The organism is Micromonospora sp. NPDC049151, assembly GCF_040648395.1.
In the GTDB taxonomy this organism is placed as follows: domain Bacteria; phylum Actinomycetota; class Actinomycetes; order Mycobacteriales; family Micromonosporaceae; genus Micromonospora.
The window spans coordinates 147,532-173,640 of sequence record NZ_JBEZDP010000004.1 but is presented as its reverse complement, the minus strand read 5'-3'; the positions used below and the strand labels follow the sequence as shown (position 1 = coordinate 173,640).

24 protein-coding genes and 1 tRNA gene are annotated in these 26,109 nt (G+C 72.4%); 13 read left to right on the top strand and 12 right to left on the bottom strand.

Annotation, left to right across the window (positions count from 1 at the left end):
* Window positions 1-3: 3 nt before the first annotated feature.
* Window positions 4-1,242 (top strand): APC family permease, encoded by a 1,239-nt coding sequence (locus tag AB0B20_RS07280; protein ID WP_357468936.1) that lies wholly within the window; start codon window positions 4-6, stop codon window positions 1,240-1,242.
* Window positions 1,243-1,251: 9 nt separating this feature from the next.
* On the opposite strand, the gene AB0B20_RS07275 is transcribed toward AB0B20_RS07280, so the two are convergent.
* The gene (locus tag AB0B20_RS07275; RefSeq protein ID WP_357389937.1) at window positions 1,252-2,982 is read right to left on the bottom strand and encodes an NAD-binding protein; all 1,731 of its coding nucleotides are present in this window, start codon (window positions 2,980-2,982) and stop codon (window positions 1,252-1,254) included.
* Window positions 2,983-3,123: 141 nt separating this feature from the next.
* Here AB0B20_RS07275 and AB0B20_RS07270 point away from each other — a divergent pair, with 141 nt between their 5' ends.
* The 4 genes from AB0B20_RS07270 to AB0B20_RS07255 all read left to right on the top strand — a co-directional run bounded on the left by AB0B20_RS07270 (window position 3,124) and on the right by AB0B20_RS07255 (window position 7,193).
* A complete protein-coding gene (locus tag AB0B20_RS07270) occupies window positions 3,124-3,603 on the top strand; it encodes an MSMEG_6728 family protein (RefSeq protein WP_357468933.1) in 480 nt (159 codons plus the stop codon).
* Between the two features lie 197 nt (window positions 3,604-3,800).
* Window positions 3,801-5,345, top strand: coding sequence for an FAD-dependent oxidoreductase (locus tag AB0B20_RS07265; protein WP_357389909.1), 1,545 nt, complete (start codon window positions 3,801-3,803; stop codon window positions 5,343-5,345).
* Window positions 5,346-5,399: 54 nt separating this feature from the next.
* Window positions 5,400-6,536, top strand: coding sequence for a hypothetical protein (locus AB0B20_RS07260; protein WP_357468930.1), 1,137 nt, complete (start codon window positions 5,400-5,402; stop codon window positions 6,534-6,536).
* 216 nt (window positions 6,537-6,752) lie between these two features.
* On the top strand, window positions 6,753-7,193 hold the full coding sequence (locus AB0B20_RS07255) for an HNH endonuclease (RefSeq protein ID WP_357389913.1): 441 nt from the start codon (window positions 6,753-6,755) through the stop codon (window positions 7,191-7,193).
* 87 nt (window positions 7,194-7,280) lie between these two features.
* Here AB0B20_RS07255 and AB0B20_RS07250 read toward each other — a convergent pair whose 3' ends face one another.
* Entirely contained in the window at window positions 7,281-8,048 is a 768-nt protein-coding gene (locus tag AB0B20_RS07250) for an enoyl-CoA hydratase/isomerase family protein (RefSeq protein WP_357468927.1), read from the bottom strand.
* 75 nt (window positions 8,049-8,123) lie between these two features.
* Entirely contained in the window at window positions 8,124-10,520 is a 2,397-nt protein-coding gene (locus AB0B20_RS07245) for a M4 family metallopeptidase (protein WP_357468924.1), read from the bottom strand.
* Between the two features lie 190 nt (window positions 10,521-10,710).
* Between AB0B20_RS07245 and AB0B20_RS07240 the strand changes: the two genes are divergently transcribed.
* Together AB0B20_RS07240 and AB0B20_RS07235 are read left to right on the top strand one after the other, a co-directional pair.
* Window positions 10,711-11,142, top strand: a complete 432-nt coding sequence (locus AB0B20_RS07240) for a hypothetical protein (protein ID WP_357468921.1) — start codon at window positions 10,711-10,713, stop codon at window positions 11,140-11,142.
* A gap of 79 nt (window positions 11,143-11,221) precedes the next feature.
* Entirely contained in the window at window positions 11,222-11,878 is a 657-nt protein-coding gene (locus tag AB0B20_RS07235) for a type 1 glutamine amidotransferase domain-containing protein (protein WP_357389921.1), read from the top strand.
* A gap of 7 nt (window positions 11,879-11,885) precedes the next feature.
* Here the strand turns inward: AB0B20_RS07235 and AB0B20_RS07230 are convergent, their stop codons facing one another.
* Complete coding sequence (locus AB0B20_RS07230; RefSeq protein WP_357389923.1) at window positions 11,886-12,497, bottom strand: histidine phosphatase family protein; 612 nt, start codon at window positions 12,495-12,497, stop codon at window positions 11,886-11,888.
* Between the two features lie 589 nt (window positions 12,498-13,086).
* Here AB0B20_RS07230 and AB0B20_RS07225 point away from each other — a divergent pair.
* Window positions 13,087-13,320, top strand: a complete 234-nt coding sequence (locus AB0B20_RS07225; protein ID WP_357468918.1) for a hypothetical protein — start codon at window positions 13,087-13,089, stop codon at window positions 13,318-13,320.
* Window positions 13,321-13,543: 223 nt separating this feature from the next.
* Here AB0B20_RS07225 and AB0B20_RS07220 read toward each other — a convergent pair whose 3' ends face one another.
* A complete protein-coding gene (locus AB0B20_RS07220; protein WP_357389925.1) occupies window positions 13,544-14,098 on the bottom strand; it encodes a TetR/AcrR family transcriptional regulator in 555 nt (184 codons plus the stop codon).
* A gap of 145 nt (window positions 14,099-14,243) precedes the next feature.
* On the opposite strand from AB0B20_RS07220, the gene AB0B20_RS07215 reads away from it, so the two are divergent.
* Window positions 14,244-15,296, top strand: coding sequence for an aldo/keto reductase (locus AB0B20_RS07215; RefSeq protein ID WP_357389927.1), 1,053 nt, complete (start codon window positions 14,244-14,246; stop codon window positions 15,294-15,296).
* Between the two features lie 120 nt (window positions 15,297-15,416).
* On the opposite strand, the gene AB0B20_RS07210 is transcribed toward AB0B20_RS07215, so the two are convergent.
* Window positions 15,417-15,493 (bottom strand) — tRNA-Thr (locus AB0B20_RS07210).
* Window positions 15,494-15,857: 364 nt separating this feature from the next.
* Between AB0B20_RS07210 and ugpC the strand changes: the two genes are divergently transcribed.
* Complete coding sequence (gene ugpC, locus AB0B20_RS07205) at window positions 15,858-16,949, top strand: sn-glycerol-3-phosphate ABC transporter ATP-binding protein UgpC (protein WP_357389929.1); 1,092 nt, start codon at window positions 15,858-15,860, stop codon at window positions 16,947-16,949.
* A 54-nt stretch (window positions 16,950-17,003) separates the two neighbouring features.
* Here the strand turns inward: ugpC and rlmB are convergent, their stop codons facing one another.
* Window positions 17,004-18,119, bottom strand: a complete 1,116-nt coding sequence (gene rlmB, locus AB0B20_RS07200; protein ID WP_357389931.1) for a 23S rRNA (guanosine(2251)-2'-O)-methyltransferase RlmB — start codon at window positions 18,117-18,119, stop codon at window positions 17,004-17,006.
* Window positions 18,119-19,534: a cysteine--tRNA ligase gene (gene cysS, locus AB0B20_RS07195; protein WP_357468913.1), complete on the bottom strand. Its 1,416-nt coding sequence runs from the start codon at window positions 19,532-19,534 to the stop codon at window positions 18,119-18,121. The genes rlmB and cysS overlap by 1 nt, the downstream gene beginning before the upstream one ends.
* Before the next feature lie 63 nt (window positions 19,535-19,597).
* On the opposite strand from cysS, the gene AB0B20_RS07190 reads away from it, so the two are divergent.
* Window positions 19,598-20,245, top strand: a complete 648-nt coding sequence (locus AB0B20_RS07190) for a helix-turn-helix domain-containing protein (protein ID WP_357389935.1) — start codon at window positions 19,598-19,600, stop codon at window positions 20,243-20,245.
* Between the two features lie 107 nt (window positions 20,246-20,352).
* A complete protein-coding gene (locus AB0B20_RS07185; protein ID WP_357385578.1) occupies window positions 20,353-21,366 on the top strand; it encodes a hypothetical protein in 1,014 nt (337 codons plus the stop codon).
* Window positions 21,367-21,449: 83 nt separating this feature from the next.
* On the opposite strand, the gene AB0B20_RS07180 is transcribed toward AB0B20_RS07185, so the two are convergent.
* The 3 genes from AB0B20_RS07180 to AB0B20_RS07170 form a co-directional block, all read right to left on the bottom strand.
* Complete coding sequence (locus AB0B20_RS07180) at window positions 21,450-23,138, bottom strand: S8 family serine peptidase (RefSeq protein WP_357385576.1); 1,689 nt, start codon at window positions 23,136-23,138, stop codon at window positions 21,450-21,452.
* 88 nt (window positions 23,139-23,226) lie between these two features.
* On the bottom strand, window positions 23,227-23,925 hold the full coding sequence (locus tag AB0B20_RS07175; protein WP_357468910.1) for an HAD family hydrolase: 699 nt from the start codon (window positions 23,923-23,925) through the stop codon (window positions 23,227-23,229).
* Window positions 23,922-24,887 (bottom strand): DMT family transporter, encoded by a 966-nt coding sequence (locus AB0B20_RS07170; protein ID WP_357468907.1) that lies wholly within the window; start codon window positions 24,885-24,887, stop codon window positions 23,922-23,924. The genes AB0B20_RS07175 and AB0B20_RS07170 overlap by 4 nt, the downstream gene beginning before the upstream one ends.
* A gap of 72 nt (window positions 24,888-24,959) precedes the next feature.
* Between AB0B20_RS07170 and AB0B20_RS07165 the strand changes: the two genes are divergently transcribed.
* Window positions 24,960-25,508 carry a CGNR zinc finger domain-containing protein gene (locus AB0B20_RS07165; protein ID WP_357385570.1) on the top strand — a complete coding sequence of 183 codons (549 nt, stop codon included), beginning with the start codon at window positions 24,960-24,962 and terminating at the stop codon, window positions 25,506-25,508.
* Here AB0B20_RS07165 and AB0B20_RS07160 read toward each other — a convergent pair.
* Window positions 25,472-26,071 carry a GNAT family N-acetyltransferase gene (locus AB0B20_RS07160; RefSeq protein ID WP_357385568.1) on the bottom strand — a complete coding sequence of 200 codons (600 nt, stop codon included), beginning with the start codon at window positions 26,069-26,071 and terminating at the stop codon, window positions 25,472-25,474. The two genes, AB0B20_RS07165 and AB0B20_RS07160, sit on opposite strands and share 37 nt — an antisense overlap.
* Window positions 26,072-26,109: the final 38 nt, after the last annotated feature.

Here is a 26,109-nt window from a genome sequence, read left to right as displayed (position 1 = left end):
GGTGTGGAACGGCTGGCACGGCGACTCGGCGTACCCGATGCGGTGGTCATCGGTCTCGGCTCGATGCTCGGCGCGGGCATCTTCGTGGTCTTCGCCCCGGCCGCCGCGGCGGCCGGCGGCCCCGGCCTGCTCGTCGCGCTGGCGCTCGCCGGCTTCATCGCCTACTGCAACGCCACCAGCTCGGCCCGGCTCGCCGCCCGCTACCCCGAGTCCGGCGGCACCTACGTCTACGGCCGGGAACGGCTGCACCCGTTCGCCGGTTTCCTCGCCGGCTGGGGGTTCGTGGTCGGCAAGACGGCGAGCTGCGCGGCCATGGCGCTGACCGTCGGGGCGTACCTGTGGCCCGGGCGGGCGCGGCTCGTCGCGGTCCTCGCGGTGGTGGCGGTGACGGTGGTGAACCTGCGCGGCATCGGCAAGACCGCCGCCGCCACCCGGGTGCTCGTCGCTGTCGTGCTCACGGTGCTCGCCATGGTGGCGGTGACCGGCGCTCCGCAGGTCGCCGCCGACCGGCTCACCGCCCCCGCCGAGATCGGGGCGGGCGGCGTGCTGACCGCCGCCGGCCTGTTGTTCTTCGCCTTCGCCGGCTACGCGCGGATCGCCACGCTGGGCGAGGAGGTACGCGACCCGGAACGCACCATCCCCCGCGCCGTGCCGCTGGCGCTCGGCGCGGTGCTGGCGATCTACCTGACGCTGGCAGTGGTCGCGCTCGGCGTGCTCGGCGCCGACCGGCTGGCCGCCACCGACGCGCCGCTGGTCGAGGTGGTGACCGCCGCCGGGCATCCCGGGCTCGCCTGGCTGGTCCGGGCCGGTGCCGCCGTCGCGGTGACCGGCGTGCTGCTGTCCCTGCTGGCCGGCGTCGGCCGCACCACGCTGGCGATGGCCCGCCACCGGGATCTGCCGGGCGCGCTGGCGGCGGTCCATCCGCGCCACCGGGTGCCGCACCGCGCCGAGTTGGTGGTGGCCGCAGTGGTGATCGCCGTGGTGGCCGTGGGCGACATCAGGGGCGCGATCGGTTTCTCCAGTTGCACGGTGCTGGTCTACTACGCGATCACGAACGCGTCGGCGCTGACGCTCGGCCCCGACCGGGACGGGCGCGTCCCGGTCCGGCTGCTCGCCGCGCTGGGGCTGGTCGGCTGCCTGGTGCTGGCGGTCAACCTGCCGCTGCCGAGCGTGCTCGCCGGGTTCGGCGTGCTCACCCTCGGCGCGCTCGGGTACGCGGTCCGCCGCCGCCGACCGGCCTGACGCATCCGGTCACTCCTGCGGGCGGCGGGCGGCGGGCGGGCCGGTGGGCGCCGGAGGAGGCGCGGGCGTGGTCTCCCGCAGCAGCGCGGTCAGCCCGGCCCGCCGGGCCACCACAGTCAGCCGGTCACCGGCCTGGACCACCATGCGCGGGTCGGCCGCCCAGTCGGCCTTCTGATTGGGCCGGGTGTGCGCGAGCAGACGCACCTCGCCGGGCCGGGCCACCGCGCCCAGCGGACTCCCGTCCAGCGGCGAACCGGCCACCACCGGCACCTCGGTGACCAGCAGCGCGTGCCGGTCCACCGGGATGGTGGCGATGACCGCGCGATCGAGCAGAGCCGCCGCGAACGCCGGTGCGGCCAGATAGGACACGCTGCGCGAGATGCCGATGCCGAACGCCTGCTGGATGCGCTCGGCGAAGTCGCCGTCGAACAGCCGCAGCACCACGCGCAGGTCCGGGTCGAGGGACCGGGCGATCAGCGCGGCCCGCAGGTTCGTCCCGTCGTCGGTGGAGACCACCACGAGCGCCTGGCAGGTGTCCACCGAGGCGGACCGTAGCGTCTCCTCCCGGCCCGCGTCGCCCACGATCAGCGGCACCCCCAGCCGGTGCGCCAGCGCGGCGCCACGCGCGTCCGGGTTCTTGTCGATCGCCACCACCTCGACGCCGAAGTCGTGCAGCTGCGCCATCACCCGGGTGCCGATGTTGCCCAGCCCGACCATCACCACGTGCCCGGAGCGGTCCGGCTGGACCCGGCCGGCGTGCAGCGCGAGCCGGGCGTTGACGATGCCGTCGACCACCGCGGCCGTGATCAGCGGGATCAGCGCCAGCCCGGCCAGGTTGAGCACCACCTGCATCACCTGGGCCGCGACCGGCTTGTTGACGTCCGGATCCTGGCCGGTGAGCGTGGTGACCAGGGTCAGGTATACCGCCTCGCTCCAGCTCACGTCGGCGGCCCGCGCGTTGAGCCAGCCCAGCACCGCGATCACCGCGAGCAGCACCAGCACCGCGATGCCGATCTTGCGGGTGGCGAAGTGGCGGACCGCGCGCAGCAGCACGGCTGCCGGCTGCCGTCGCCGTCGCGCCCGTACCAGCCGCCGCGCGGCCACCTCGGTGCCCGCCGGCCGCCCGGTCGCCTCGGCCAGCACCACGTCGGCCGTCGCCTCGTCGGCGGGCAGCACACGCACCAGGTCCGGATCCGTGGTGACGGCCAGGCCGCAGACCACGTCCTGCGGGCGTACGTCGTCGCGGCGGGCCACGTAGAGCGTGCGCCCGGCGTGCCGGAAGTGGGTCGGCGCCACCTCGCCGAGCGCGGCGGCCACGAAGGCGGGCGCGGCCATCGAGGCGTCGGAGAGCACCGCCGAGTCCGGGAAGAGCTGCCGCAGGCCGTCCGCCAGGTTGGTGTTGAACATCCGCACCACCAGGCGCAGCCGCGACTCGACCTCCTGGGCGCAGAGCGCGGCGTGCATGTTGCCCACGTCGTCCTGGTGCAGCAGGGCCAGCCCGGCCGCGCCGGCCAGCCCGGCGCGGCGGAACGCCGCCTCGTCGAGGCGTTCGGCGGTGACGACCCGCACCCCCGGCACGTCCCGCCCGTCGGGGCCCTCGGACCGGCGGCGGCCCGGCACCACGAGCGTGACCCGCACCCGGCCGTCGGCGTTGTCGGTGGCGAGCAGCGACCGGACCACCCAGTAGGCGAGCGGATCGGAGCCGCAGACCACGTAGTGGGGGCGTTCGTCCCCGTTCATCCGGAGCCGCCAGCCGGTCGCGCGGCGCGCACGGTCACGCAGTGGCTCGGCCATGTCCGGATCGTAGTCAGCCGCTCGCGATGCGCGCAGCCCCGACGATCATGAACGCATGGCGGGTCCGGGTACGGGTAACGCACCGGCATGCAGACGTTCCTGCCGTATCCGGACTTCCTGGGCAGCGCGCGCACGCTGGACCAGAAGCGGCTGGGCAAGCAGCGCGTGGAGGCGATCCAGGTGCTGCGCGGGCTGACCCGGCCCGACTACGGCTGGCGCAACCACCCCGCGGTGAAGATGTGGGCCGGGTACGAGGAGGCGCTGACCCGGTACGGGCTGGACATGTGCGCGGTGTGGTGCGAGCCGGGCCGGGCCGACACCTGCGCCGGCACGCTCGCCACCGACCTCGCCGCCGCCTGCGGCGTGTCGGTGATCCGCACCCAGGACGAGCTGGCCGTCGCCGGTGAGCTGCCGCCCTGGCTGGGCCGCGACGACCTGCACCGCAGCCACCGGTCGTCGCTGCTGCGCAAGGACCCCGTCCACTACGCACCGCTGTTCACCGACGTCTCCCCCGACCTGGAGTACGTCTGGCCGCCCTCGGACCGCCCGCGCCGCTGCCTGCCGTGAAAGGAAGGGCCCCTTGTTAACGCCTCCGGTAGAGGAAGGGCCCCCTGTTAACGCCTCACCCCACGCGCCCACCCGACGCACGCGCCGCACGGATCGCCCGGCGTTAAGAAGGGGCCCCTGCACCTCCGTATGCGTTAAAAGGGGCCCCTTCCTTTCACCTCGGGCAGACTGGGGGACCGCCGACCGAAGGATGCCCCGTGAGTCTGTCGCAAGTGGTAGGTCGCCTCATCGGCGTACGCGAGCACCTGGTGGACCCGGGCGGCGGAGGCGCCGACCGCATGCCGCGGCCGGTCGCGGCGCTGGTGGTCGGCGGCGGCATCGCGGGCATGTCGGCGGCGGTGGTGCTGGCCGAGCGGGGCGTGGCGGTGACGGTGCTGGAAGCGGCGCCGCACCTCGGCGGGCGGCTCGGCGCCTGGCCGGAGGAGCTGCCCGACGGCGTCCAGCGCAACGAGCACGGCTTCCACGCGTTCTTCCGGCAGTACTGGAACTGGCGGTCGATCCTGCGCCGGGTCGATCCCGCGCTGGGCTTCCTCAAGCCGATCCCGGGCTACCCGATCCTGTCCGAGCGGTGGCCGACCGAGGAGTTCGGCAAGCTGCCGCCCGCACCGCCGGCGAACCTGCTGGCGCTGCTGCTGCGCAGTCCCAGCCTGCGCCTGGCGGACCTGCGCTCGATGGACCGGGACGCCGCGCTGCCGCTGCTCACCTACGACCCGGTACGCACCTACGAGGACTTCGACGAGCGGACGGCCGACGAGCTGCTCACCTCGCTGCGGCTGCCGGACCGGGCGCGGGCCATGCTGTTCGAGGTCTTCTCGCACTCGTTCTTCAACCACGAGGCGGAGATGTCGGCCGCCGAGATGATCGCCCAGTTCCACTTCTACCTGCTCGGCAATCCGGAAGGGCTGGCCTTCGACTGCCCGGACCGGGACTACGGCACGGCGATCTGGGAGCCGCTGACCCGGTACGTGGGCAAGCACGGCGGCCGGGTGACGACCGGCGCGGCGGCGGCCCGGCTGGACCGTACCCCGGAGGGCTGGCGGGTGACCGGCGCCGACGGTGACGTCTGGGAGGCGCCGCACGTGGTGCTCGCGGTGGACCCGCCCGCGCTCGCCGCGCTTGTCGACGCCTCGCCCGGCCTGGTCGCGGCGGCCCCCGAGCTGGTGGCGCGGATGCCCGCGTTCGGCAGGCCCGGTCCGCCGTACGCGGTGGCGCGCTACTGGATGGACGGGGACGTCCGGGCCGACCGGGCGGTGTTCAGCGGTGTCTCCCGGCAGCCCACGCTGGACTCGGTGACGCTCTACCACCGGCTGGAGGACGAGCCCCGCCGCTGGGCCGAGCGGACCGGCGGCTCGGTGGTGGAGCTGCACGCGTACGCCTGCGAGCCGGACGTGCCGGCCGACGAGCTGGCCGCGCGGATGCTGCGGGAGCTGACCGCGCTCTGGCCGGAGGTCGCCGACCTGCGGGTACGCGAGCTGCGCGCCCGGGTCGAGGCGCAGGCCCCGGCGTTCACGCCGGGTAGCCACGCCTGGCGTCCGGGGGTGGAGACCGACGCGCCCGGCCTCTATCTGGCCGGGGACGGCATCCGCACCGAATTCCCGAGCGCGCTGATGGAACGCTCGGCGGCCACCGGGATCATCGCGGCGAACCACATCCTGCGTGCCGAGGGGGCGGCGGCCGAGCCGGTCCGGTCGATCCGTCCGCGCGGCCTGCTGGCCAGCAGGACTGGCCCGAAACGGTCATAGGCCGACAAGAACGGCTTTACGCTCGACTGATCCGGTGACACGGGAGGTCGGGCGGTGAGCACCCCGACGCGCGAGCCGCGCGACGAGGAACACGGGACACCGCGGGACGAACGGACCGCGGTGGTCACCGCGCTGCGGCTCGGCTGGTCCATGGCGGACGCCTACCACCACGCGCAGACCGCCGACCTGACCGGGGACGGGGACCGGCCGGCGCCCGCGCCGCCGAAGCTGTCGAACCTGACCGAGCTGGCCGGGCGGCACCGGCTCGGCATGTACCTCGACGGCGTGGACGTCGCGCTGACCCAGATCGCGCCGCTGACCCCGGCCGGTCGTACGGTGCCCTGCACCGCCGCCGCCCGGGGTGCCACCGGAGCCGACCGGGAGCCGCTGCTGCGCGCGCTCGACGACCTCAACATCGACGTGCTGCGCTGGACGATGGCGACGAACCACCGGGTGGGCGTGGCGTACCGGCTCGGGCGCTCGCTCGCCGACACCGTGCGGCGCGGCGACGCCGACCAGCTCGCCGGGCGCTTCGGTGGCCGGCACATCCAGATCAGCAGGTGGCTGGACGAGCTGGCGAGCGTACTGCCGCCGTACTCGGCCGCCGTGGTGCGCCGCTCGCTCGCCGCCTGGGCCACCGCTGTCGGCCGCGCCACAGTGGGCGACCCGGCCGAGGCCGGACTCGGCGAGCTGGCCCGCGAGCTGCGCAACCAGGGCGACCTGTGGCAGGACGTGCTGACCGGCGGCCTGCACCCGCGCGACCTGCTCGACGAGGAGAACTGGGCGGTGGTCGCCCGCAACGTCATCATCCGGGACCGGAAGCTGGTCGCACAGGCGGCCCGGGGCATCTTCTGGCCGGTGCTGGCGCCGCTGCTGGTGGTGCTGCTCGCGGTCGTCGGGGTCAGCGCCGCCGCCGCGGCCGGCTCCCCCACCACCCGGGCGGCGGTGGCGCTCGTCGGCCTCGGCGCCGGGCTCACCGCGATCTGGCGGTCGATCTCCACGCCCACGCTGTCGGTGGCCGCCGAGGTGAACCGCCCGCTGCTGGACAGCGAGCTGGTGGTGCAGATGACCGCCCGGATCGACAGGCCGCTCACCGCCGCCCGGCGCACCGGACGGGCCGGACGGCAGCGGCGGCCCGCCGACGACGGATCGAAATACGTTGGCCACGACTCCCGGATCGATCTACCGTGAGCGCGCAAGGTCAACCACCGTTCCAGGAGCCGTCCATGTCGCTGCGATACGCCACCACGATGACGTCGTGGCTGCTCGGCGACGGTTGCCGGGAACACGGTCCCTGGCCCGGAGGGCACGACTGACGCGTCTTACGCGTCCCCGTCGTCGCCGCCCGGTCCCGTGGACCGGGCGGCTTTTTCGTCGCCGTACCGCCGATCGTGAAGGGAGAGCCCGGTGGACGCCGTCCTCGTCATAAACGCCGACCTCGGCCCGCTGCACCGGGTCACCGTCAAGCACGCGATCCGGATGCTCTGCCGCCGGGTCGCCGAGATCCACGAGGCCGAGCCGGACCGGGTGATCGGCGTCTTCCCGCTGCCGCGGGTGGTCCGCCTCGTCCGGTACGTGGTGACCCGCTGGCGGTTCAGCGCCGGCCCGGCCTGGTCCCGGGCCGGCGTGCTGGCGCGCGACCGGCGGCGGTGCGCCTACTGCGACGGAGCGGCCAGCACGATCGACCATGTCCTGCCCCGCTCGCGCGGTGGCCGGAACACCTGGGGGAACACCACCGCCGCCTGCTACGCGTGCAACCAGCGCAAGGGTGACCGGACCCCGGCCGAGGCGGGCATGCCGCTGCGGCGGGAGCCGGTGACGCCGAGCTGGGCCGCGCTGGCGCGGTGACGGACGGCCGGCGGGCACAGGGGGCGGTGCCGGGGGTACGCCCCGGCGCCGCGCCCGCCGGTCCCGTCCGCCTGCCCGCCTCGGCGGTCAGCGCGTGGCCGGCGGAGTCCAGCCGAAGCGCGGCGGCCGGCGCTCGTTGACGGCCGCCACCCCCTCGCGGGCCTCGCCGCTGTCCCGCACCTGGCCGTGCCACCAGACCAGCCGGTCGGCGTCGGCGCGCCCGTCCACGATCTCCTTGGCGGCGGTCACTGTGAGCCGGGACCGTTCCGCGACGGTGGCGGTCAGCGCCGCCACCCGCCCGGCCAGCTCACCGGCCGGCAGCACCTCGTCCACCAGGCCGATCCGCAGCGCCCGCTCGGCGTTCACCAGCTCGCTGGTGAACAGCAGGTGCTTGGCCGCCGACGGACCGACCAGCGCGGCCAGCCGACGGGTGGTCGGCGCCGGGTAGACCAGGCCGAGCCGCGCCGGGGGTACGCCGAACCGGGCGTCCGCGGCGGCCAGCCGCAGGTCGCACGCGACGGCGAGCTGGCATCCGCCGCCCACGCAGGCGCCCTCGATAGCCGCCACAGTGGGACGGCCGAACGCGGCGAGCCGTTCCTCGGCGGCCACCGCGATGCTGCCGTCACCGGCGGCCAGCAGCTCGTCCAGGTCGCCCAGGTCGGCGCCGGCGCAGAACGTGCCGCCCGCGCCGGTGAGCACCAGCACCCGTACGGCCGGGTCCGCCTCCAGGCCGTCCAGCAGCACCGGGAGCTGCCGCCACATGGCCGGGGTCATCGCGTTGCGCCGGGCCGGGTTGTGGATGACCACGGTCGCCACCGGGCCGTCCAGGGTGACTGTGAGTTCCGCGTCGGACATGGTGCGACCGTAACGGCCGGGGCCCGGCGACCACCCGCGTGGGGTGGCCGCCGGGCCCCGGGATCGGCGATCAGGTCAGGAGACGTTGATCGCGGTGTCGTCGAGCACGAAGGAGGTCTGCAGCGAGACGTCCTCGGTGCCGGTGAACTTCAGCGTGACGGTCTGCCCGGCGTACGCCGCCAGGTTGAACGACTTCTGGCTGTAGCCGGCGGCCTTGTTCAGGTTCGAGTAGGTCGCCAGCGTGGCCAGCACCGAGCCGGACGAGTTGAGCACCTGCACGTTCAGCTTGTCGTACTGGACGCTGGTGGTGCTCTCGGCCGAGTCGATGTGCAGCCAGAACGAGAGGGTGTACGCGGAGCAGCCGCTCGGCAGGCTCACCGACTGCGACAGCGTCTCGGTACGGGTGCTGCCGTACCCGTTCATCCACGCGCTCCAGGTGCCGGTGCGGGCCGGCTGGCTGGTGCCGTGCTGGCCGATCACGCCGGAGGTGGAGCTCCAGACCGTGTTGCCGGACTCGAAGCCCGGGTTGCCGAGCTTCTGCCCGGCACCGGTGCAGCCGCCGCCGACGCTGCTGACGGTCAGCGAGTAGGTGGCGGTCTTCGTGCCCGACGCCGCGCTTCCGGTGACGGTCACCGTGTAGGTGCCGGCCGGGGTGCCGGAGCCGGTGGCGATGGTGAGGGTGGACGAGGCGCCCGAGGTCACCGAGGTGGGGCTGAACGACGCGGTGGCGGCGGTCGGCAGGCCGGACGCGGAGAACGTCACGGTCTGCGCGGTGCCGCTGGTGGTGGACGTGGCGACGGTGGCGGAGACCGATCCACCCGCGGTCACGGACCCGGCGGTCGGCGAGAGCGAGACGGAGTAGTCGTTGCCGGTGGAGCTGCACGGCGCGTCGTTGCCGGCCACGTTCACCGCGGTCCACGCGGCCTGGACGGTCTTGTACTCGGTCGAGCAGTTGCCGTACAGGTCGGTCGCGGCCCGCAGGGTGTACGCGCGGGCGGTGTTGGCCGGGTTGCTGGTGTTCACGTACGAGGTGTTCGAGGTGAAGTACACGTCGAGCGCCCGGTACCAGATCTTCTCCGCCTTGGTGCGGCCGATGCCGGTGACCGCCGGGGCCGAGCCGCAGACCGGCGAGGTGCCGTACGCGGTGGCGCCGGTGCCCTCGGCGAGGTTGAAGAAGAAGTGGTTGCCGACGCCGGAGGAGTAGTGCACGTCCTTGTTCTTCGTGCTGGTGGACCAGCAGGAGTCGGACGAGCCGTCCAGCGACGGGTTGTACATGTAGCGCAGCGGCGTACCGTTGCCGTTGATGTTGATCTTCTCACCGACCTGGTAGTCGCCCGGGTCGCTCGGCGCGGCGGCGTAGAACTCCACCATGTTGCCGAAGATGTCGCTGGTGGACTCGTTGAGGCCACCGGACTCGCCGGAGTAGACCAGCCCGGCCAGCGCCTCGGTGACACCGTGGCTCATCTCGTGCCCGGCCACGTCCAGCGAGACCAGCGGACGGGAGTTGCCCGAACCGTCGCCGTACGTCATCTGGGCGCCGTCCCAGAAGGCGTTCACGTAGTTGTTGCCGTAGTGCACCCGGCTCGGCACACCCTGGCCGTTGCCGAAGATGCCGTTGCGGCCGTGCACGTTCTTGAAGTAGTCGAACGTCTTGGCGGCGCCGAAGTGGGCGTCCACGGCGGCCGACTGCCGGTTCGAGGTGGCGCCGGTGCCCCACGCGTTGTCCGCGTCGGTGAACGTGGTGCAGGTGGAGGTCCCGTTGTTCATGTCGCAGGTACGGCCGTTGCCGCGTACCGGGTCGATCATCTGGTACGTGCTGCCGGACAGCGTCGTGTCGATGGTGACCGAGCCGGTGTAGATGCCCTGGCCGGTGCCGGCCACCGTCTCGATCTCGTCGTACGAGCCGATCACCTTGCCGGTGGTGGCGTCGGTGATGACGTGCAGCTTCGACGGCGTCTGCTTGTCCGCCTTCCAGCCGGTCGCGACGGTCTCCCAGGCGAGGCGGCCCTTGCCGCTGCTGGCGTCGACGAACAGCTCCGGCGCGCCGACCGAGGTGACCGAGCCGGAGAACGTCTTGCGGGCGCTGGCCTTCGCCGCGTCCGCGCCGACCTTCGCGGTGGTGCTCAGGGTCAGCGGGGCGGAGAGGCTGACCGACGCGCCGGTCATGCTGCCGTTCGCGGCGGTGTGGATGACGAAGTCACCGCCGTACACCCGGAGACCCTGATAGGTCCGGCTGTAGCGGGTGTGCGCGGCCCCGGACGGGTCGACCTTGGTGCGGACGGCCTGGTAGGCCTCACCGCTGGCGCCCTGGACGGCGCCGGGGTTGGCGCGCAGCAGGCTCGCGGACCGGGCTGCGGCCGAGGTCTCGGGACTGGGTGCGCTTGGCGCTGCCGCTTGCGCAGAGGTGGTGACGCAGGCCAGCACGCTGCTTGTGAGCAGCGCTGCGCTGACGGCGGCGACGGATCTTTTCACGGGCCCTCCTCCGAAGGCTGATGTTGTGACGGGGGTTGTCACTGGTGTAGATATAGCGATACATCGAAGAACGTGAAAGAGGCTGGCGAGCTCCCGCCGGAGACACTGACCGAACGGATGAGGAGGAGCGGTGACCCGGAACCGGGTGGTCCCGTCGCGCGTCCGATCCGGTATGAGAGCTGCCCCCGCCGTGGCGGCCGTCGCCGCCCTTCTCGTCCCGCTCGCCGGCTGCGCCCGCGCCGACGAGCCACCGGTCATCACGGACGGCCCCCCGCCGCTGGCCGCCGAGGTCGTGCTGGAGAAGTCCGGCGGCATCGCCGGGGTGACCGACACCGTCCGGGTCGAGCCGCACGGTCAGTGGACGAGGACCGACCGCGCCGGCGCCTCCCGGGAGGGGCGGCTCAGCGACACGGAACTCGCCCGGCTGCGGCAGCTCACCGCCGACCCCCGGCTGGCCGCCGAGGCCGCCGTGACAGTGCCGCCGCCCATGTGCGCCGACGCGTTCACCTACCGGCTCACCATCGGGCCGAACCAGGTCGGCTACGTGGACTGCCCGCCGAAGGCCACGCCGCCGGCCGTCACCGCGCAGGTGGTGGACCTGCTCAACGGCGCCACCGGCTGACCCGCCCGACCTCAAACCCGTTCCGGCTGTGACATCGGCCTATGGCCGGCCGGCGGACGAGCGGGCCAGCATGGAAGGCATGACTCGCGCACTCATCGCCATGACCAGTCATTCCGAGCTGGGCCGCACCGGCCGCTCGACCGGCTACTACGTCGGCGAGGCCGCCGAGCCGTGGGAGGTGTTCCGGGCCGCCGGGTACGACGTCGACCTGGTGTCGGTGGCCGGCGGGGAGCCGCCCGTCGACGGCCGGGACGAGAACGACAGCACCCAGAACGACTTCCTCGCCACCGCCGGCGTCACCGACACGCCGAAGGCCGCCGACGTCGAACCGGACGGGTACGACGTGATCCTCTTCGCCGGCGGTCACGGCACCATGTGGGACTTCCCGGACGACCCCGACCTGGCCCGCATCGCCCGCTCGATCTACGAGCGCGGCGGCGTGGTGGCCGCCGTCTGCCACGGCCCGTCGGCGCTGGTGAACCTCACCCTCACCGACGGCTCCCGGCTGATCGCCGGCAAGCGGGTGGCCGGGTTCACGAACAGCGAGGAGGCGGCCGTCGGCCTCACCGACGAGGTGCCGTTCCTGCTCGCCGACAAGCTCACCGAGGCCGGCGCGCAGCACGTGCCGGCACCCGACTTCACCGAGCACGTGGTGGTCGACGAGCGCCTGGTGACCGGCCAGAACCCGCAGTCCGCCCGCGCCGTGGCCGACGCCGTGGTGAAGCTGCTCGCCTGAGCGCCGGTCAGATCCGGTAGTCGTCGGGCAGGCCGGTGGCACGCAGCTCGGGCGGCAGGTGGGCGACGTCGTTGAACGCGATGAGCGCCGGCGGGCCGCCCGAGCTGTAACGGATCACGGTCAACCCGCAGTTCTGCTGGTTGAGCCCGATCCACCGCCGGGCCGGCGCCTCCAGCGCGCTCAGCACCAGCCAGGCGACCAGGAAGTTGTGGGTGACGACCAGCTCGCGTACGTCACCCTGCGCGGGGGCGGCGGCGAACCGGGCCACCGCCTCCGCCGTCACGCGCGGCCCGTCCCGCCGCTCCCGCTCGGTGAAGCCGGCCAGGAACGCCACGTACCGCTCGGGCAGGCCGGCCGGGTCGGTGTCGTGCGGCATGTGATCGCCCGCGCGGTCGTCCTCGCGTACCGGAACACCCGGCAGCGACGCCGCGACCAGCCCGGCGGTCTCCGCGGCCCGGCGGGCCGGCCCATGGTGTACGGCGGCAAAGCGCGTGCCGCGCAGCCGCTCACCCAGCAGCGTCGCCTGCCGCCGGCCCCGCTCGGACAGTCCGGTGTCCGCCTCCTCCTCCGGGCGGTCCTGCTCGCCGTGACGGACCAGGTAGAGCAGGCGGCTGGGCATCGGCACCTCCACGGTCGGGGACCGCGAGACTAACCCGGTCACTCGCCCTTCATGGGCGCTGGCGCATCTTCCCGATCCGTTCCAGAGTCGGCGGGCTCGGCTTCTCCAGCAGGATCTCCCGACCCGGGGGCGCCCGGCACGTTGACGGTGAGCCAGCGCATGAAACTCCGATTGAATGACCTATTCATGGACAGCTCTATCTACCATGGTCTGTACGCATCCAGGCGAAGATGATCAACAGAGGCGGGAGGGAACGTGCAGGTCATTGGTCAAATCCTTACCTGGCTTTGGAAGTCATCCGGCGACATCCTGACGAATTTGATAGCGGCGGCAATCGGTGGCGTCGTCGTCTGGTTGCACACCGAAGGCAGGCGAAAGGCAAGCCAACTATGGGCACGGAGATTTTGGCGTGGCATGACGGCCGGGCAACTAACAGCAGTAGTGGGGGACCACGACCGAGCTCAGAATGACGGATGGGAGCCATCCGGGTTAGTGGGGCTCGAAGACGTATTGGCACTGACGCCCATCCAAGATCGAATTCGGGAGATCGGGGCATCTGTCACGGTACGGGATGACAACAATTTTCTGCGTGACGATCGGACCGACCGGCATCCTGATTCTGATCGGCGGCCCGGATGTTAACCGGGTGGCGGCCGGCATTGTTGCAATCGAACCAGCCGTTCCTATCATCTTCCCTGGGCCGCATTTCTCGCGGTTCATAAGCGTGAGAAAGCCCTCGCAGGAAACCCTGCAAGCACAAGCGCCGCAAGACCACACTTGTCACCTTGCCCGGCGGGGCACCGCCAATCCGGACATAGAATGAGCGGGCGCGGAGCCAGCCTCGCGATGCCTCGCTTACCAGCCCTGGGTGCCGCGGGTCCGCGTCCGTCTCTGGCGGCGACTACCGCGAGCCATTCGCCGCCCGCTGGCCGTGGCCGGTCGAGTACGTCCGCGTTGACGTTGGCACTAATTGCTAGACAGCGCCTGCGCCCGTCCCAGCTCGACCCGATCGTCCGTTCAGCTCCGCCCGAGTCGACTGGTGTGTGTCAGTGCGGGGGCTCGCCGGACCGCAGTCCGTCGACGAGGAGCGCGACCATGCGCCGCCCGTAGTCGGGTTCCTCGTCCGGCATGGGCGCGCACAGTTTCGCAACGGCGTACAGCAGGTCCTGGGCACTGATCCGGGCCCGGACCTCACCGCTGGCTGTCGCGGCCTTGAGCAACGACTCGAGGGCCGGTCCCAGCTTCTGCAGGAGATATCCGGGCAGGCCGTCGAACGCCGGATCGCCGGAGTGCAGGGCCACGGCAAATCCGCGTTTCGTCGCGACGAACGCGGTGAACCGGTCGAGCCACTTCGCGAGGGCTACCCCCGGTTCGTGCGTGGCGGCCAGGGCCGGGGCCGCGTCGGCGCATGCGTCGATCTCCCGCTCGATGACGGCCTTGATCAGGTCCGCGCGCTGCGGGAAGTGCCGGTAGAGCGTGCCGACGCCGACGCCGGCCAGATCGGTGATCTCTTTGGCGGGGGCGTCGACGCCGACGGTGCCGAAGACCGTCTTCGCAGCTTCGAGCAGGGACTCGATGTTGCGGCGCGCGTCGGTGCGCATCCGGCGCGGGGCGCGGTCGCGAACACCGGAATCTGCTCTGTTGTCGGACACAGCTACACCTCCCTTGCTTTTCCGGAAAGCCTTTCCGTATAGTTCAGTTCCGGAAAGACTTTCCACCTAACGACGATACCGCAGGGAGACGCTCATGCAGTACCGCACCCTGGGCCGGACGGGCATCAAGGTCAGCCCGTACGCGCTCGGCACGCTGATGTTCGCCACCGTGATCGGGAATCCCGACCCCGGCGACTCGATCAAGGTCATTCACAAGGCGCTGGACGCGGGGATCAACGTCGTCGACACCGCCGATGCCTACGGCGACTCGGAGGAGATCGTGGGTAGGGCCCTCAAGGGCCGCCGGGACAACGTCGTCCTCGCGACCAAGGTGGGCCTGCCCAGGCTGATCGCGCTGCCCCGGACGCCGGGTGCGGCCACCGACCCCAACCGGCGAGGCGCCTCCCGCCGCTGGATCATGACCGCGGTTGAGGACTCGCTGCGCCGCCTGCAGACCGACCACATCGACCTCTACCAGATCCAGCGCCCGGACCCCGACACCGACATCGAGGAGACGCTCTCGGCGCTCTCCGACCTGATCCGCAGTGGCAAGGTCCGGGCGATCGGATCATCCACGATGCCCGCCTCCGACATCGTCGACGCCCAGTGGGTCGCCGAGCGGCGCGGGCTGGAACGTTTCCACACCGAGCAGCCGCCCTACTCGATCCTCAACCGCGGCATCGAGAGCGAGGTGCTGCCGGCCGCGCAGCGCTACGGGATGGGCACGCTGGTGTGGGGCCCACTCGGGCAGGGAATGCTCACCGGCCGGGTCCGCAAGGGCGAGCAGAACGACCTGCGCCGTGCCCGCTTCTCCAAACACCTCACCGACGAGCGCCGGATCGACATCGTCGAACAACTCATCCCGCTCGCCGACGAGGCAGGCCTGCCGTTGACCCACCTCGCCATGGCATTCGCCATCGCACACCCCGGCGTGACCAGCGCAATCCTCGGCCCGCGCACGATGGAGCACCTCGACGACCTGCTCGCCGGCGTCGACGTCACGCTCACCGACGAGATCCTCGACCGGATCGATGAGATCGTCGCGCCCGGCACCGATGTCACCCGGCTCGACCAGGCCTATCTGCCCCCGGCCCTGCTGAACCCGAACCTGCGCCGCCGACCGGTCAGCGAGCGTGGCGCCGCCTGATCGTCATGCCCAGTGGTGATGGCTGCTCCAGGTCAGCCGGATCGCCTGCGGGCTCTCATGAGCCCGCCGCTGTCACTGGCCAGATCGCAGCGACTGCCGCCGCGAAATGCCTGATGGAATTGGAGCCCCCGGCCGGGATCGAACCGGCGACATCTCGCTTACAAGGCGAGTGCTCTGGCCAGCTGAGCTACAGGGGCGCGTGCGTAGGGGTCAGCATAGCGACTGAGCCCCGGAAATCCCGCCTCGCAGGGGTTCCGAGCACGGAAAACGTCGGTATCCCGACCGGGATGACGATGGATCATCACCCGGCCGCGCTCCCAGCCGGGGAGATTGATGCCTCGCCGTGCCTCTGTGCCCGTTATGCGTATGCCGTCCGTCCCATCCGTCGCGCCACGTCTTGGCACGATCGCGAAAGCCGTTTACCGTGCAGTGACACGGACGACACTCCGGCCGGCCTCGGCTGCCTGAGCGACGACCCCGTTGGCCGGCGCCTTGGGCGCCGGTCGCTCCTTCACTCGGATCGTCCGGCACGTTCCTGCCGGTGAAAGGAAGCGCTCCATCATGGCTACGGTCACCTACTCGAAGGCGTCCCGGATCTATCCGGGCACCGAGCGCCCCGCCGTCAACCAGCTCGACCTCCAGATCGGTGACGGGGAGTTCCTCGTCCTGGTCGGCCCGTCCGGTTGCGGCAAGTCCACCAGCCTCCGGATGCTCGCCGGCCTGGAGGACGTCGACGACGGCGCGATCTACATCGACGACCGGGACGTCACCCACCTCCCGCCGAAGGCCCGCGACATCGCGATGGTCTTCCAGAACTACGCCCTCTACCCGCACATGACGGTGTACGAGAACATGGCGTTCGCCCTCAAGCTGCGCAAGACCTCGAAGGCGGAGATCGACCGGCGGGTCAAGGAGGCGGCCGGGCTGCTCCAGCTGGAGGAGTTCCTCAGCCGCAAGCCGAAGGCGCTCTCCGGCGGGCAGCGCCAGCGTGTCGCCATGGGCCGCGCGATCGTCCGCGAGCCGCAGGTCTTCCTCATGGACGAGCCGCTGTCGAACCTCGACGCCAAGCTGCGTGTGCAGACCCGTACCCAGATCGCCTCGCTCCAGGCGAAGCTGGGCGTCACCACCGTCTACGTCACCCACGACCAGGTCGAGGCCATGACCATGGGTCACCGGGTGGCGGTCATGCTGGACGGCGTACTCCAGCAGGTGGACACCCCGCGGGCGCTCTACGACACCCCGGCCAACGTCTTCGTCGCCGGCTTCATGGGCTCCCCGGCCATGAACATCAAGACGGTGAAGCTGACCGAACAGGGCGGCGCGTTCGCCGAGATGATCGTGCCGCTGACCCGCGAGCAGGTCCAGGCGGCCAACGCCGAGGGCGGCGACGGCAAGGTCACCGTCGGCTTCCGGCCGGAGGACTGCGACCTCGTCAGCCCGTCCGAGGGCGGCATGCCGGTCGTGGTCGAGTTGGTCGAGGACCTGGGCTCGGACGCGAACATCTACGGCCACGCCGCGCTGGAGGGCCACAACGAGCGGTTCGTGGTCCGTACCGACCGGCGCAGCATGCCGAACATGGGCGACACCGTGTTCGTCAAGCCGCGTACCGGCCGCAGCCACGTCTTCCACGCCGCCACCGGCCAGCGGATCTGACGTACGCGAAAAGGGCGGCCCGCCACGGCGGACCGCCCTTTTCGTTGCTCTCGGTCAGGCCTCGACGGACCGGCGGCGGGCGACCTCGGCGAGCGTGACCGCGGCGGCGACGCTGGCGTTTAGCGACTCCACCTCGGAGACCATCGGGATGCTGACGGTCAGGTCGCAGGTCTCCCCGACCAGGCGGGACAGCCCTCGGCCCTCCGAGCCGACCACCACGACGAGCGGGCCGACGGCGGCCTCCAGGTCGTACAGGTCGGTCTGCCCGTCGGCGTCCAGGCCGACCACGACGAAGCCGGCCTCCTTGCACGCCTTGAGCGACCGGGTCAGGTTGGTGACCTGGGCCACCGGCACGCGCGCGGCCGCGCCGGCGCTGGTCCGCCAGGCGGTCGCGGTGATCCCGGCGGCACGCCGTTCGGGTACGAAGACACCCTGCGCGCCGAACGCGGCGGCCGAGCGGATGACCGCGCCGAGGTTACGCGGGTCGGTGACGCCGTCCAGCGCGACGAGCAGCGGAGCGGCCTGCTCCAGCGCCGCCGCGACCAGGTCGTCGAACGGCTCGTAGGCGAACGGCGGCACCTGGAGGCCGACGCCCTGGTGCAGCACCCCGCCGGTCATCCGGTCCAGCTCGGCGCGGCTGACCTCCAGGATCGCGATGCCCCGGTCGGCGGCGGTGCGGACGATCTCCTTGACCCGGTCGTCCATGTCGATGCCCTGCGCGGTGTAGAGCGCGGTCGCGGGCACCTGGGTGCGCAGCGACTCCAGCACCGGGTTGCGCCCGACCAGCAGCTCGGGGCTGTCCTTCGCCGGGTTGGCCTTACGGCCCGGCGCGACCCGGGGGCCGCCCCGGCCGGCGGGCTTGCCCTTGCCGCCCTTGAGCGGCACACCGGCCCGGCTGCCCTTGCCCCAGGTGGTGTCCTTGGTGCCGGGCTGGCCGATCTTGGGCGCACGCCCCTCCTCGGCGGCGGTGCGGCGCTCCTTGTCCTGCTTCCAGGCGGTGCGCTGGGGCAGCTTCTCGGTGCCCGAGTACGCCTTGTGCCAGGGCCGCTCGTCGGCGGGCAGCGTGCGGCCCCGCCCGGCGAGGGAGTCCTTGTTCTTGCCACCGGTGCCCTTGGGGGCGCCCGCCTTCGGCGTCAGTCGCCGGCCACGGCGCTGCGAGTTGCCGGCCATCAGTCCTGCTCTCCAATAGTCCAACGCGGGCCCTGGGGGGTGTCCTCGACGACCACGCCGGCCTGCTTGAGCTGGTCGCGTACGGCGTCGGCGGCGGCCCAGTCCCTGCGGCCGCGGGCCTGCGCGCGCTGCTCCAGGGCCAGCGCGATCAGGGAGTCCACCACGCCGCGCAGGTCGTCCGCGCGGCCGCCGCCGGTCCAGGCCGGGTCCAGGGGGTCGACGCCGAGGATATCCAGCATCGCCCGGGTGGCGGCGAGCGCCGTGCGGACGGTCACATCGTCCCCGGCGGTGAGCGCGGTGTTGCCGTCACGAACCACCTCGTGCAGCGCCGCCAGCGCCGCCGACGTGTTGAGGTCGTCGTCCATCGCGGCCACGAAGGCGTCCGGCAGGCCGCCGGGCCGGCCCGTGCCGACCCGCTCGGCCGCCCGCTGCACGAAGCCCTCGATCCGCCGGTACGCCACGGCGGCCTCGCGCAACGCGTCCTCGGAGTAGTCGATGCGGGAGCGGTAGTGCGCGGCGACGTAGTAGTAGCGCAGCTCCACCGGGCGGACCCCGAGCGAGGCCACGTAGTCGAGGTCGAGCGTGTTGCCGAGCGACTTGCCCATCTTGGTGCCGCCGATGCCGAGCAGGCCGTGGTGCACCCAGTAGCGGGCGAACGGCAGGTCGGCTGCCTGCGACTGGGCGATCTCGTTCTCGTGGTGCGGGAACGTCAGGTCGAGCCCGCCGCCGTGGATGTCGAACTCGGGGCCCAGGTAGCGCCAGCACATGGCCGAGCACTCGATGTGCCAGCCGGGGCGCCCGCGCCCCCACGGCGACGGCCAGTAGGCGTCGGCCGGCTCGCCCGGCTTGGCGCCCTTCCAGAGCGCGAAGTCACGCGGATCCCGCTTGCCCCGGTCGGGGGCGTCGCCGGCGGGCTGCATGTCCGCCGGGGACTGGCCGGACAGCGAGCCGTACGCGGGCCAGGAGGCCACGTCGAAGTAGACGTCGCCGGAGCCGTCGGTGGCCGGGTAGGCGTGGCCGGTCTCGATCAGCCGGACGATCAGCTCGTGCATCTCCGGGATGTGCCCGGTGGCGCGCGGCTCGTACGTCGGCGGGAGCACGTTGAGCGCCCGGTAGGAGGCGGTGAGGATCTGCTCGTTGGCGTACGCGATCGACCAGAACGGCCGGTCCTGCTCCATCGCCTTGGCCAGGACCTTGTCGTCGATGTCAGTCAGGTTGCGGATGAACGTGACCTCGAAGCCCTTGCTGAGCAGCCAGCGGCGCAGCACGTCGTAGTTGACGCCGGAGCGAAGGTGGCCGATGTGGGGCGGGGCCTGGAGCGTGAGACCACACAGGTAGACCCCCACCTTGCCGGCTTCCCGCGGGACGAAGTCCCGCACCGATCGGGTGGCGGTGTCATACAGGCGTAGCGTCACCTCACAAGGGTAGCCGTCCACACATTTCCGGGTTGGCCGGAGCCGGGTCGTACGCTGCGTGCTGTGGACACGGCGGCACGCACGGGAGAGACCGCACAGACCCTGGACCGGGGTCTGCGGCTGCTGCACCTGGTCGCGGACGCGCCGGGCGGGCTGACAGTCACCGAGGCGGCGCACCGGCTGGGCATCGGCCGGGCGGCCGTCTACCGGCTGGTCGGCGCGCTGACCGGCCACGGCATGCTCCGGCGCGACGGCGAGGGCCGGCTGCGCATCGGCGTGGGCGTGCTGCACCTGGCCCGCCGCGCCCAGCCCCTGCTGGCCGAGGGGGCGTTGCCCGCGCTGCGCCGCCTCGCCGAGGGCACCGGGGCGACCGCCCACCTGACGGTGGTCGAGGGCGGCGAGGGGGTCGCGCTGGCGGTGGTCGAGCCGAGCTGGACGTCCTTCCACGTGGCGTACCGGACCGGCACCCGGCACCCGCTGGAGCGGGGCGCGGCGGGCCGGGCGGTGCTGGCCGGGCGGGCCGGCGATCCGGGGCCGGTGAGCACCAGCGGCGAGCTGGAGTCCGGCGCGTACGGAGTGGCCGCCCCGGTGCTCGGCGTGCCGGGTCTGGAGGGCAGCGTGGGGGTGGTGTCGCTGACCCCGCTCGACGTGGCGGACGTCGGCGCCCAGGTCACGGCCGCCGCCGAAGCGGTAGCCGCAGCGCTCTCCTAGCACATCGGCAGGCCGCTCGGGGGTTGTCCACAGGGCGCGAAGGGCGGCACGGCTGCGGCTGTCCACAGGGGTATCGATCTCCACCCGTGCGCCGCCACGCTCGTCCCATGCCACCTCAACCTCATCGACCGCCGGAGCTGGCCTGGCAGGTCTTCCGGGGCTCGGAAGCGATCCGGCGCGGGCTGCTGTCCCGGCACCACCTGCGGGGCGCGTCCTGGATCCGGCTCCGGCAGGACGTGTACGCCGACGCGCGGCTCGACCGCGACCACGCGCTGGCCTGCCGCGCCGCGCTGATGCGCATGCCGCCGGGCGCGGTGGTCGCCGGCCCTTCGGCGGCCTACCTGCACGGGGTCGAGCACGCCGCCGGCCTCACCGACGACGTGCACGTCCTGCTGCCGGCCACGGTCCGGGCCGACTCCCAGCCGGGTGTCCGGGTGCACCACGCCCCGATGTCGAGCACACGCAGCGGCCTCCTGGTCCCGGTCGGCGGCGCGGCACCCGCGCGAACGAGCCCATCCGTCGGCACGGGGTCGCCCGCCGCATCGAACCCCTTCGCAGAGTCGTCCCCCGGCGCGGTGATGATCCTGGCCGGCCCGCCGCCGCGTACCGAGCCGGTCGCCTGTGCCTGGGAGACAGCGGTCTGGGCCGATCCGGTGAAGGCGGTCGGCATCATCGACGGGCTGTTGCGTACCGGTTCGGTCAGCCGCTCGGCACTGGCGGGCGAGGCGGCCCGGAACGCCTGTCGCCCCGGTGGGCGGCGGGCGGCGTGGGTGTTCGGCCTGACCGACGGGCTGGCCCAGTCACCGCCCGAGTCCCACCTGCGGGTACGCCTTGTCCTCGCCGGCCTGCCGCGCCCGGTGGCCCAGCATCCGGTGCGCGTGTCGACCGGCCTGATCCTGCACTCCGATCTGGCCTGGCCGGGGTTCCGGGTCGCCGTCGAGTACGACGGTCAGTGGCGCGCCGACGCGGACCGCACGCACCTCGACCGGAGGCGGCTCAACCAGCTTGTCGAAGCCGGCTGGCTGGTGTTGCACGTGACCGGCCGCCGCCTGCGCAAGGAGTTCCCCGCCCTGGTCCGGGAGATCCGCGCCGCACTGGTGGCCCGGGGATGGCGGCCGTGACGCCCGCCGTCCGGAAGGAAGCCGGAACGCCGAAGTGGCGGCGTCCGGGAACTCCGGACACCGCCACTTCGGGGAAACGGTCGTTACGGTCGGACGTTCGGCTTGACCGGGGTCTTCACCGCGGCGTAGGCGTCGACGATGCCGTAGCCGTAGAAGCCGTTGAAGTTCAGCGAGCCCGCGCAGTACGCGTCGAACTCGGCGTCCCGGCCCTCGTTGGTGTAGCTCTGCAGCCGCGGCTCCGGGCAGGCGTGCTCCGCCGCCGTCCGGTAGAGGTGCTGCTCGACCAGGTTCGGCGCCATGCCGTAGCCGTTGCGGCCCTCCTTCTTGCCGTGCTTGCTGACGATCAGCGCGGCCACACCCGAGACGTGCGGGGACGCCATCGAGGTGCCCTGCAGGTAGGTGTAGTAGCCACACTCACCCTTGGCGGTGCACTGCTTGAACACCGATTCCTCGAAGCCGGCGACGATGTTGCCGTTCTCGTCGACCGACCCCTCCTCCTGGAGCACCTTCTTCGGGTACGTGGAGAGGATCATGTTGGCGTCGGTGCGGTACGTGTCGGTGCCGAAGCCGTCCCGGAACCAGCCACCCGGCGCCGCCACCGAGATCTGCTCGGTGCCGTAGTTCGAGTAGTCAGACTTCTTGCCGGACGGGCCGACCGCCGACACGCCGATCACGTGCGGGCCCTCGACCGGCAGGTCCCAGCAGGTCGCGTTGTCGATCGGGCGCGGGTACGGGTCGGCGCCGTAGTCCGGGCTGCTCACGTCGGTACGCGGCGCGCCCAGGTCCTCGTGGTTGTTGCCGAGCGAGCCGACCAGCGTGACGCCCTTGCGGTGCGCGAAGTTCAGCGCCCGCTTCATCGCCTCGATGACGGTGCGCTGCTCGGCCTGCGCCTCCGGCGAGTCGGCCGGGTTGGCGGTGCAGTTGTAGAGCCACGGGTCGACGTAGAAGGACATGTTCACCACGTCCAGCCCGGAGCGGCCCGCGTGCACCAGGGCGTTCACCACCGGGTTGAGGAAGAAGTACCCGCTGTCCTGGCCGCCCTTCAGCTCCACCAGGGAGACGTTCGGGGCCACGCCGGACAGGCCGAAGCCGTTGGCTGCGGCGCCGATGGTGCCGGCCACGTGCGTGCCGTGCCCGCCGTCGTCGGTGCCGACCGGGTCGAGGCAGCTCGCCACCTCGCACGGCCCGTCGACCTCGGGGATGTCCGGGGCGAAGTTGCGCGACAGCGCCCAGTTGAAGTTCGGTGCCAGGTCGGGCTGGCTGGCGTCGACGCCGGTGTCCAGGATCCCGACGGTGACCCGGCGGTCGCCCGGCTCGATCTTGCGGGCCTTGTCGGCCCGGATCATGTCCAGACCCCAGAGCTTGTCGTCGAGCGGGTCCATCTTCTTGTTCTTGCCCTTGGCGACCTTGCCCTTCGTCGCCGCGGCGGCCAGCAGGTGCTCCTGCTCGACCCGGTCCAGCTTCGGCTTGCGGCCGATCGCCTTCTCCTCGGCGGCGCCGACCAGCGCGCCGGCCGCGTTGGCCCGGCTGGCGAAGTCCGCCCGGTCGCTGGTGACCTGGAAGAGGCCGACGTCGTCGGTGCGGGCGACGACCTTGCCACCGGCGGCGGCGATCGCGGCGATCGCGGCGTCGGTGGAGACGCCGCTCTCGGCCAGCACGGTGAAGGTCCGGGTGTCCGACGGCGCGGCGCTCGCCGGAATGCTCAGGCCGGTCACCGTGAGTGCCAGCGAGGCCGCAGCCGCGACCGCGCCGACGGTGAAGCGCTTGCTCACCACATCAGATCCTCTCGTTGAGGGACGTGGTGTCATCCCACATCACGGGAGCGCGTTCCGCCAGATCGACGTCCGTTATCGGCGGCAACTAGGCATTCGCGTTCGTCAAGGCGATAAGCACCTCGGACAGGTCGGCGAGCGTGGCCACCTCGGCGTCGGGTTCGAGGCCCCGTGGACGGGGCAGTCCGGCCCGGTTGAGCCAGATCGCACGCAGCCCGGCCCGCTGCGCGGCCACCACGTCGTGCTCCGGCGAGTCACCGACGTGGACGATCCGGGACGCCGGCAGCCCGGACGCCGCCACCACCGCGCCGAAGAACTCAGCGGCGGGCTTCTTGGGCAGACCGCCCTCGTGCGCGTACAGCTCGAACGCGAACTGCCCGTCGAGGCCGCAGCGTTCGGCACGGCTGTTGCCGTTCGTGGCGAAGCCCAGCACGTGGTGCGGGCGCAACGCCGCCAGCGCGGGCAGCACGTCCGGGAAGGGGCGGCTCAGCGCGTACCGGCGGGCGAAGAACAACGCCGCGAACTCGTCCAGGTCCGCCTCCAGCCCGGCCCGGGCCAGCGAACGGACCAGCGCGGCCCGCCGGATCTCCTGCACCGGGGCGGCGCTGAGCGCGCCGAAGACCGCACCCCAGTCCTCCTCCAGGTCCGCGAGCGCCACGGCGGCCGCCGCCGGGGTCCGCCGCCGCATCTCCTCGAGTACGGCGACGAGCGCGCCGGTGACCGCCGGGCGCAGGTCGACGAGGGTCTCGTCGGCGTCGAAGACGACGGCGCCGTGTGGCCCGCTCACCGGTCACCGGCCGGCACCGGTTCGGCTGCCGCCGGCGTCGGCACCGGTTGTGGCGCGCCCCGCAGTTCGCCTGCCCGGACCAGGGCGACGCCGCCGAGGATGAGCACGCCGCCGGCCAGCTGGATCAGGCCGGGCAGTTCGTCGAGCACCAGCCAGGCGATCAGCACCGCGAACATCACCTCGGTCAGCCCCACGAAGGAGGACAGCCGCGCTCCGAGCAGCCGGGTGCTGGCGACACCGGCGAGGTACGCGACCACCGCGGCGATGAGCGACAGCCCGGCGACCGGCACCAGCCAGCTCACCCGGTGCCCGCCGAAGGTGACGTCGGCGGTGCCGGCGGTGAGCGGCAGCGCGCCGATGCCGCCGAGCAGGAGCAACGCCAGCGCGCCGACCGCCATGCCACCGCTGGCCATCACCACCGAGGGCAGACGCGCGTCGGTCCGGCCGGCGATGACGAAGTATCCGGCCAGCCCGACGCCCGCACCGAGCCCCCAGAGCACGCCCACCGGGTCGAGTCGCCCGGCACCGGTGAGGTCGAGGACGAGCACCAGTCCACACAGGGCGGTGACGGAGCCGGCCACTGTCAGCAGCCGGGGTCGCTGCCCGTGGGCCAGCCACATCCATCCGACCACGAGCACGATGCCGAGGTATTCCAGCAGGAGCGCCACACCGACCGGGAGGTAGCGGACCGCGTTGAAGAAGCACGCCTGCGCCGTGGCCACGCCGAGCAACCCGAACAGCACCACGCTGAACGCGTTGCGGCGCAGCACCTCCCACCTGCCGCGCAGCGCCAGCACGGCGGGGACGGCGAGCACCAGCGCGGCGATGCCGACCCGGGCGATCACCACAGCTACCGCCGACCACTCCCCGGTGATCAGTGGGCGGGCGAAGGTGCCCGAGGTGGCGAAGGTGATCGCGGAGAGCAGTGCCAGGCCGAGCCCGACGCTGGACCGTTCACGCATCGGCAACTCCTGGTCATGAGTGAATGGAGGTTATGCTGATGACGCTAGGCGTAGCCTCCGACAGGAGTCAAGTTGCTTTTCGCTCATGACACCGAATGTGCGCTGGTCAGCGCCGCGGCACTGGTGAACACCGCCGACGGCGACCGGGAAGGGCTGCCCGACGTGGCCGCCCTGGACGCCTTCTTCACCACCCACGGGTGGAGCGGCCGGCACGAGCACACCGACGCCGAACTGCGCCAGGTCCGCGCGCTGCGGCCCCGGCTGCGCCGCATCTGGTACGCCGACACCGACGAGGTGGTGGCGATCGTCAACGGGCTGCTGCGCGAGTCGCAGGCGCTGCCGCAACTCGTCCGGCACGACGACGAGCCGTACCACCTGCACGCCGTGCCACGGGACGCGCCGCTGGCGACCCGGATGGCCGTCGAGGCCGCGATGGCGATGGCCGACCTGGTCCGGGCGGGCGAACTGAGCCGGCTGCGGCACTGCGACCACCCCGACTGTGACAACGTGCTCGTCGACCTGTCCCGGAACCGGTCCCGCCGGTTCTGCGACGCCGGCTGCGGCAACCGGGCCGCGGTGAGCGCCTACCGGGCCCGCAAGGCCGCCGCGTCCCACTCCTGACGCGTCGCGGGCCAGTCGTCGCGGCGCAGCTCGTACTCCACCTCGCCGTGCTCCGTACCCGGAATCGGGTCGTCGAAGGTCAGGTGGAAGGTGCGGACGTAGCGCAGCCCGGCGCGGGCCATCACCGCGCGGGAGCGGTCGTTGATCGTCATCGTCTCGGCCCACACCCGGCGGACGCCCACCGTGTCGAACGCGTGCCGCACCAGCGCCCGCGCGCCCTCGGTCGCAAGCCCGTGTCCCCACGCCGCGCGGCGCAGCCGGTAGCCCAGCTCCGCCTCGGTGCCGTCCTCGGACGGGTCGAGCGCGAACCAGCCGAGGAACTCGCCGCTGAACCGGTCCAGCGCCGCCCAGCGGCCGAGCCCGGGATGCCGGTCGTACCCGGCGAGCACCCGGGGCAGCACCTCGTCCCGGAACGTCCCGGCCGGCGTCGGCGCGCCACCGGTCAGGAAGCGCATGACCTCCGGGTCGGCGTCCAGCGCCACCAGCCGGTCCACGTCGTCCATCGTGAACCGGCGCAGCGTCAGCCGCGCGGTCTCCAGCAACACGTCGCCGTCGTCACGCACGGTCGGATCATGCCGCGCTCACTGTGGCCGGTCGAGGC

Excerpts from the sequence above, each read along its gene's own strand:
- AB0B20_RS07235 (WP_357389921.1), top strand. The coding sequence starts at position 11,222 with ATGACTCGCGCACTCATCGCCATGACCAGTCATTCCGAGCTGGGCCGC.
- AB0B20_RS07250 (WP_357468927.1), bottom strand. The coding sequence starts at position 8,048 with ATGTCCGACGCGGAACTCACAGTCACCCTGGACGGCCCGGTGGCGACC.
- AB0B20_RS07215 (WP_357389927.1), top strand. The coding sequence starts at position 14,244 with ATGCAGTACCGCACCCTGGGCCGGACGGGCATCAAGGTCAGCCCGTAC.
- ugpC (WP_357389929.1), top strand. The coding sequence starts at position 15,858 with ATGGCTACGGTCACCTACTCGAAGGCGTCCCGGATCTATCCGGGCACC.
- AB0B20_RS07275 (WP_357389937.1), bottom strand. The coding sequence starts at position 2,982 with ATGAACGGGGACGAACGCCCCCACTACGTGGTCTGCGGCTCCGATCCG.
- rlmB (WP_357389931.1), bottom strand. The coding sequence starts at position 18,119 with ATGGCCGGCAACTCGCAGCGCCGTGGCCGGCGACTGACGCCGAAGGCG.
- AB0B20_RS07270 (WP_357468933.1), top strand. The coding sequence starts at position 3,124 with ATGCAGACGTTCCTGCCGTATCCGGACTTCCTGGGCAGCGCGCGCACG.
- AB0B20_RS07170 (WP_357468907.1), bottom strand. The coding sequence starts at position 24,887 with ATGCGTGAACGGTCCAGCGTCGGGCTCGGCCTGGCACTGCTCTCCGCG.
- AB0B20_RS07185 (WP_357385578.1), top strand. The coding sequence starts at position 20,353 with ATGCCACCTCAACCTCATCGACCGCCGGAGCTGGCCTGGCAGGTCTTC.
- AB0B20_RS07230 (WP_357389923.1), bottom strand. The coding sequence starts at position 12,497 with ATGCCCAGCCGCCTGCTCTACCTGGTCCGTCACGGCGAGCAGGACCGC.
- AB0B20_RS07220 (WP_357389925.1), bottom strand. The coding sequence starts at position 14,098 with ATGCGCACCGACGCGCGCCGCAACATCGAGTCCCTGCTCGAAGCTGCG.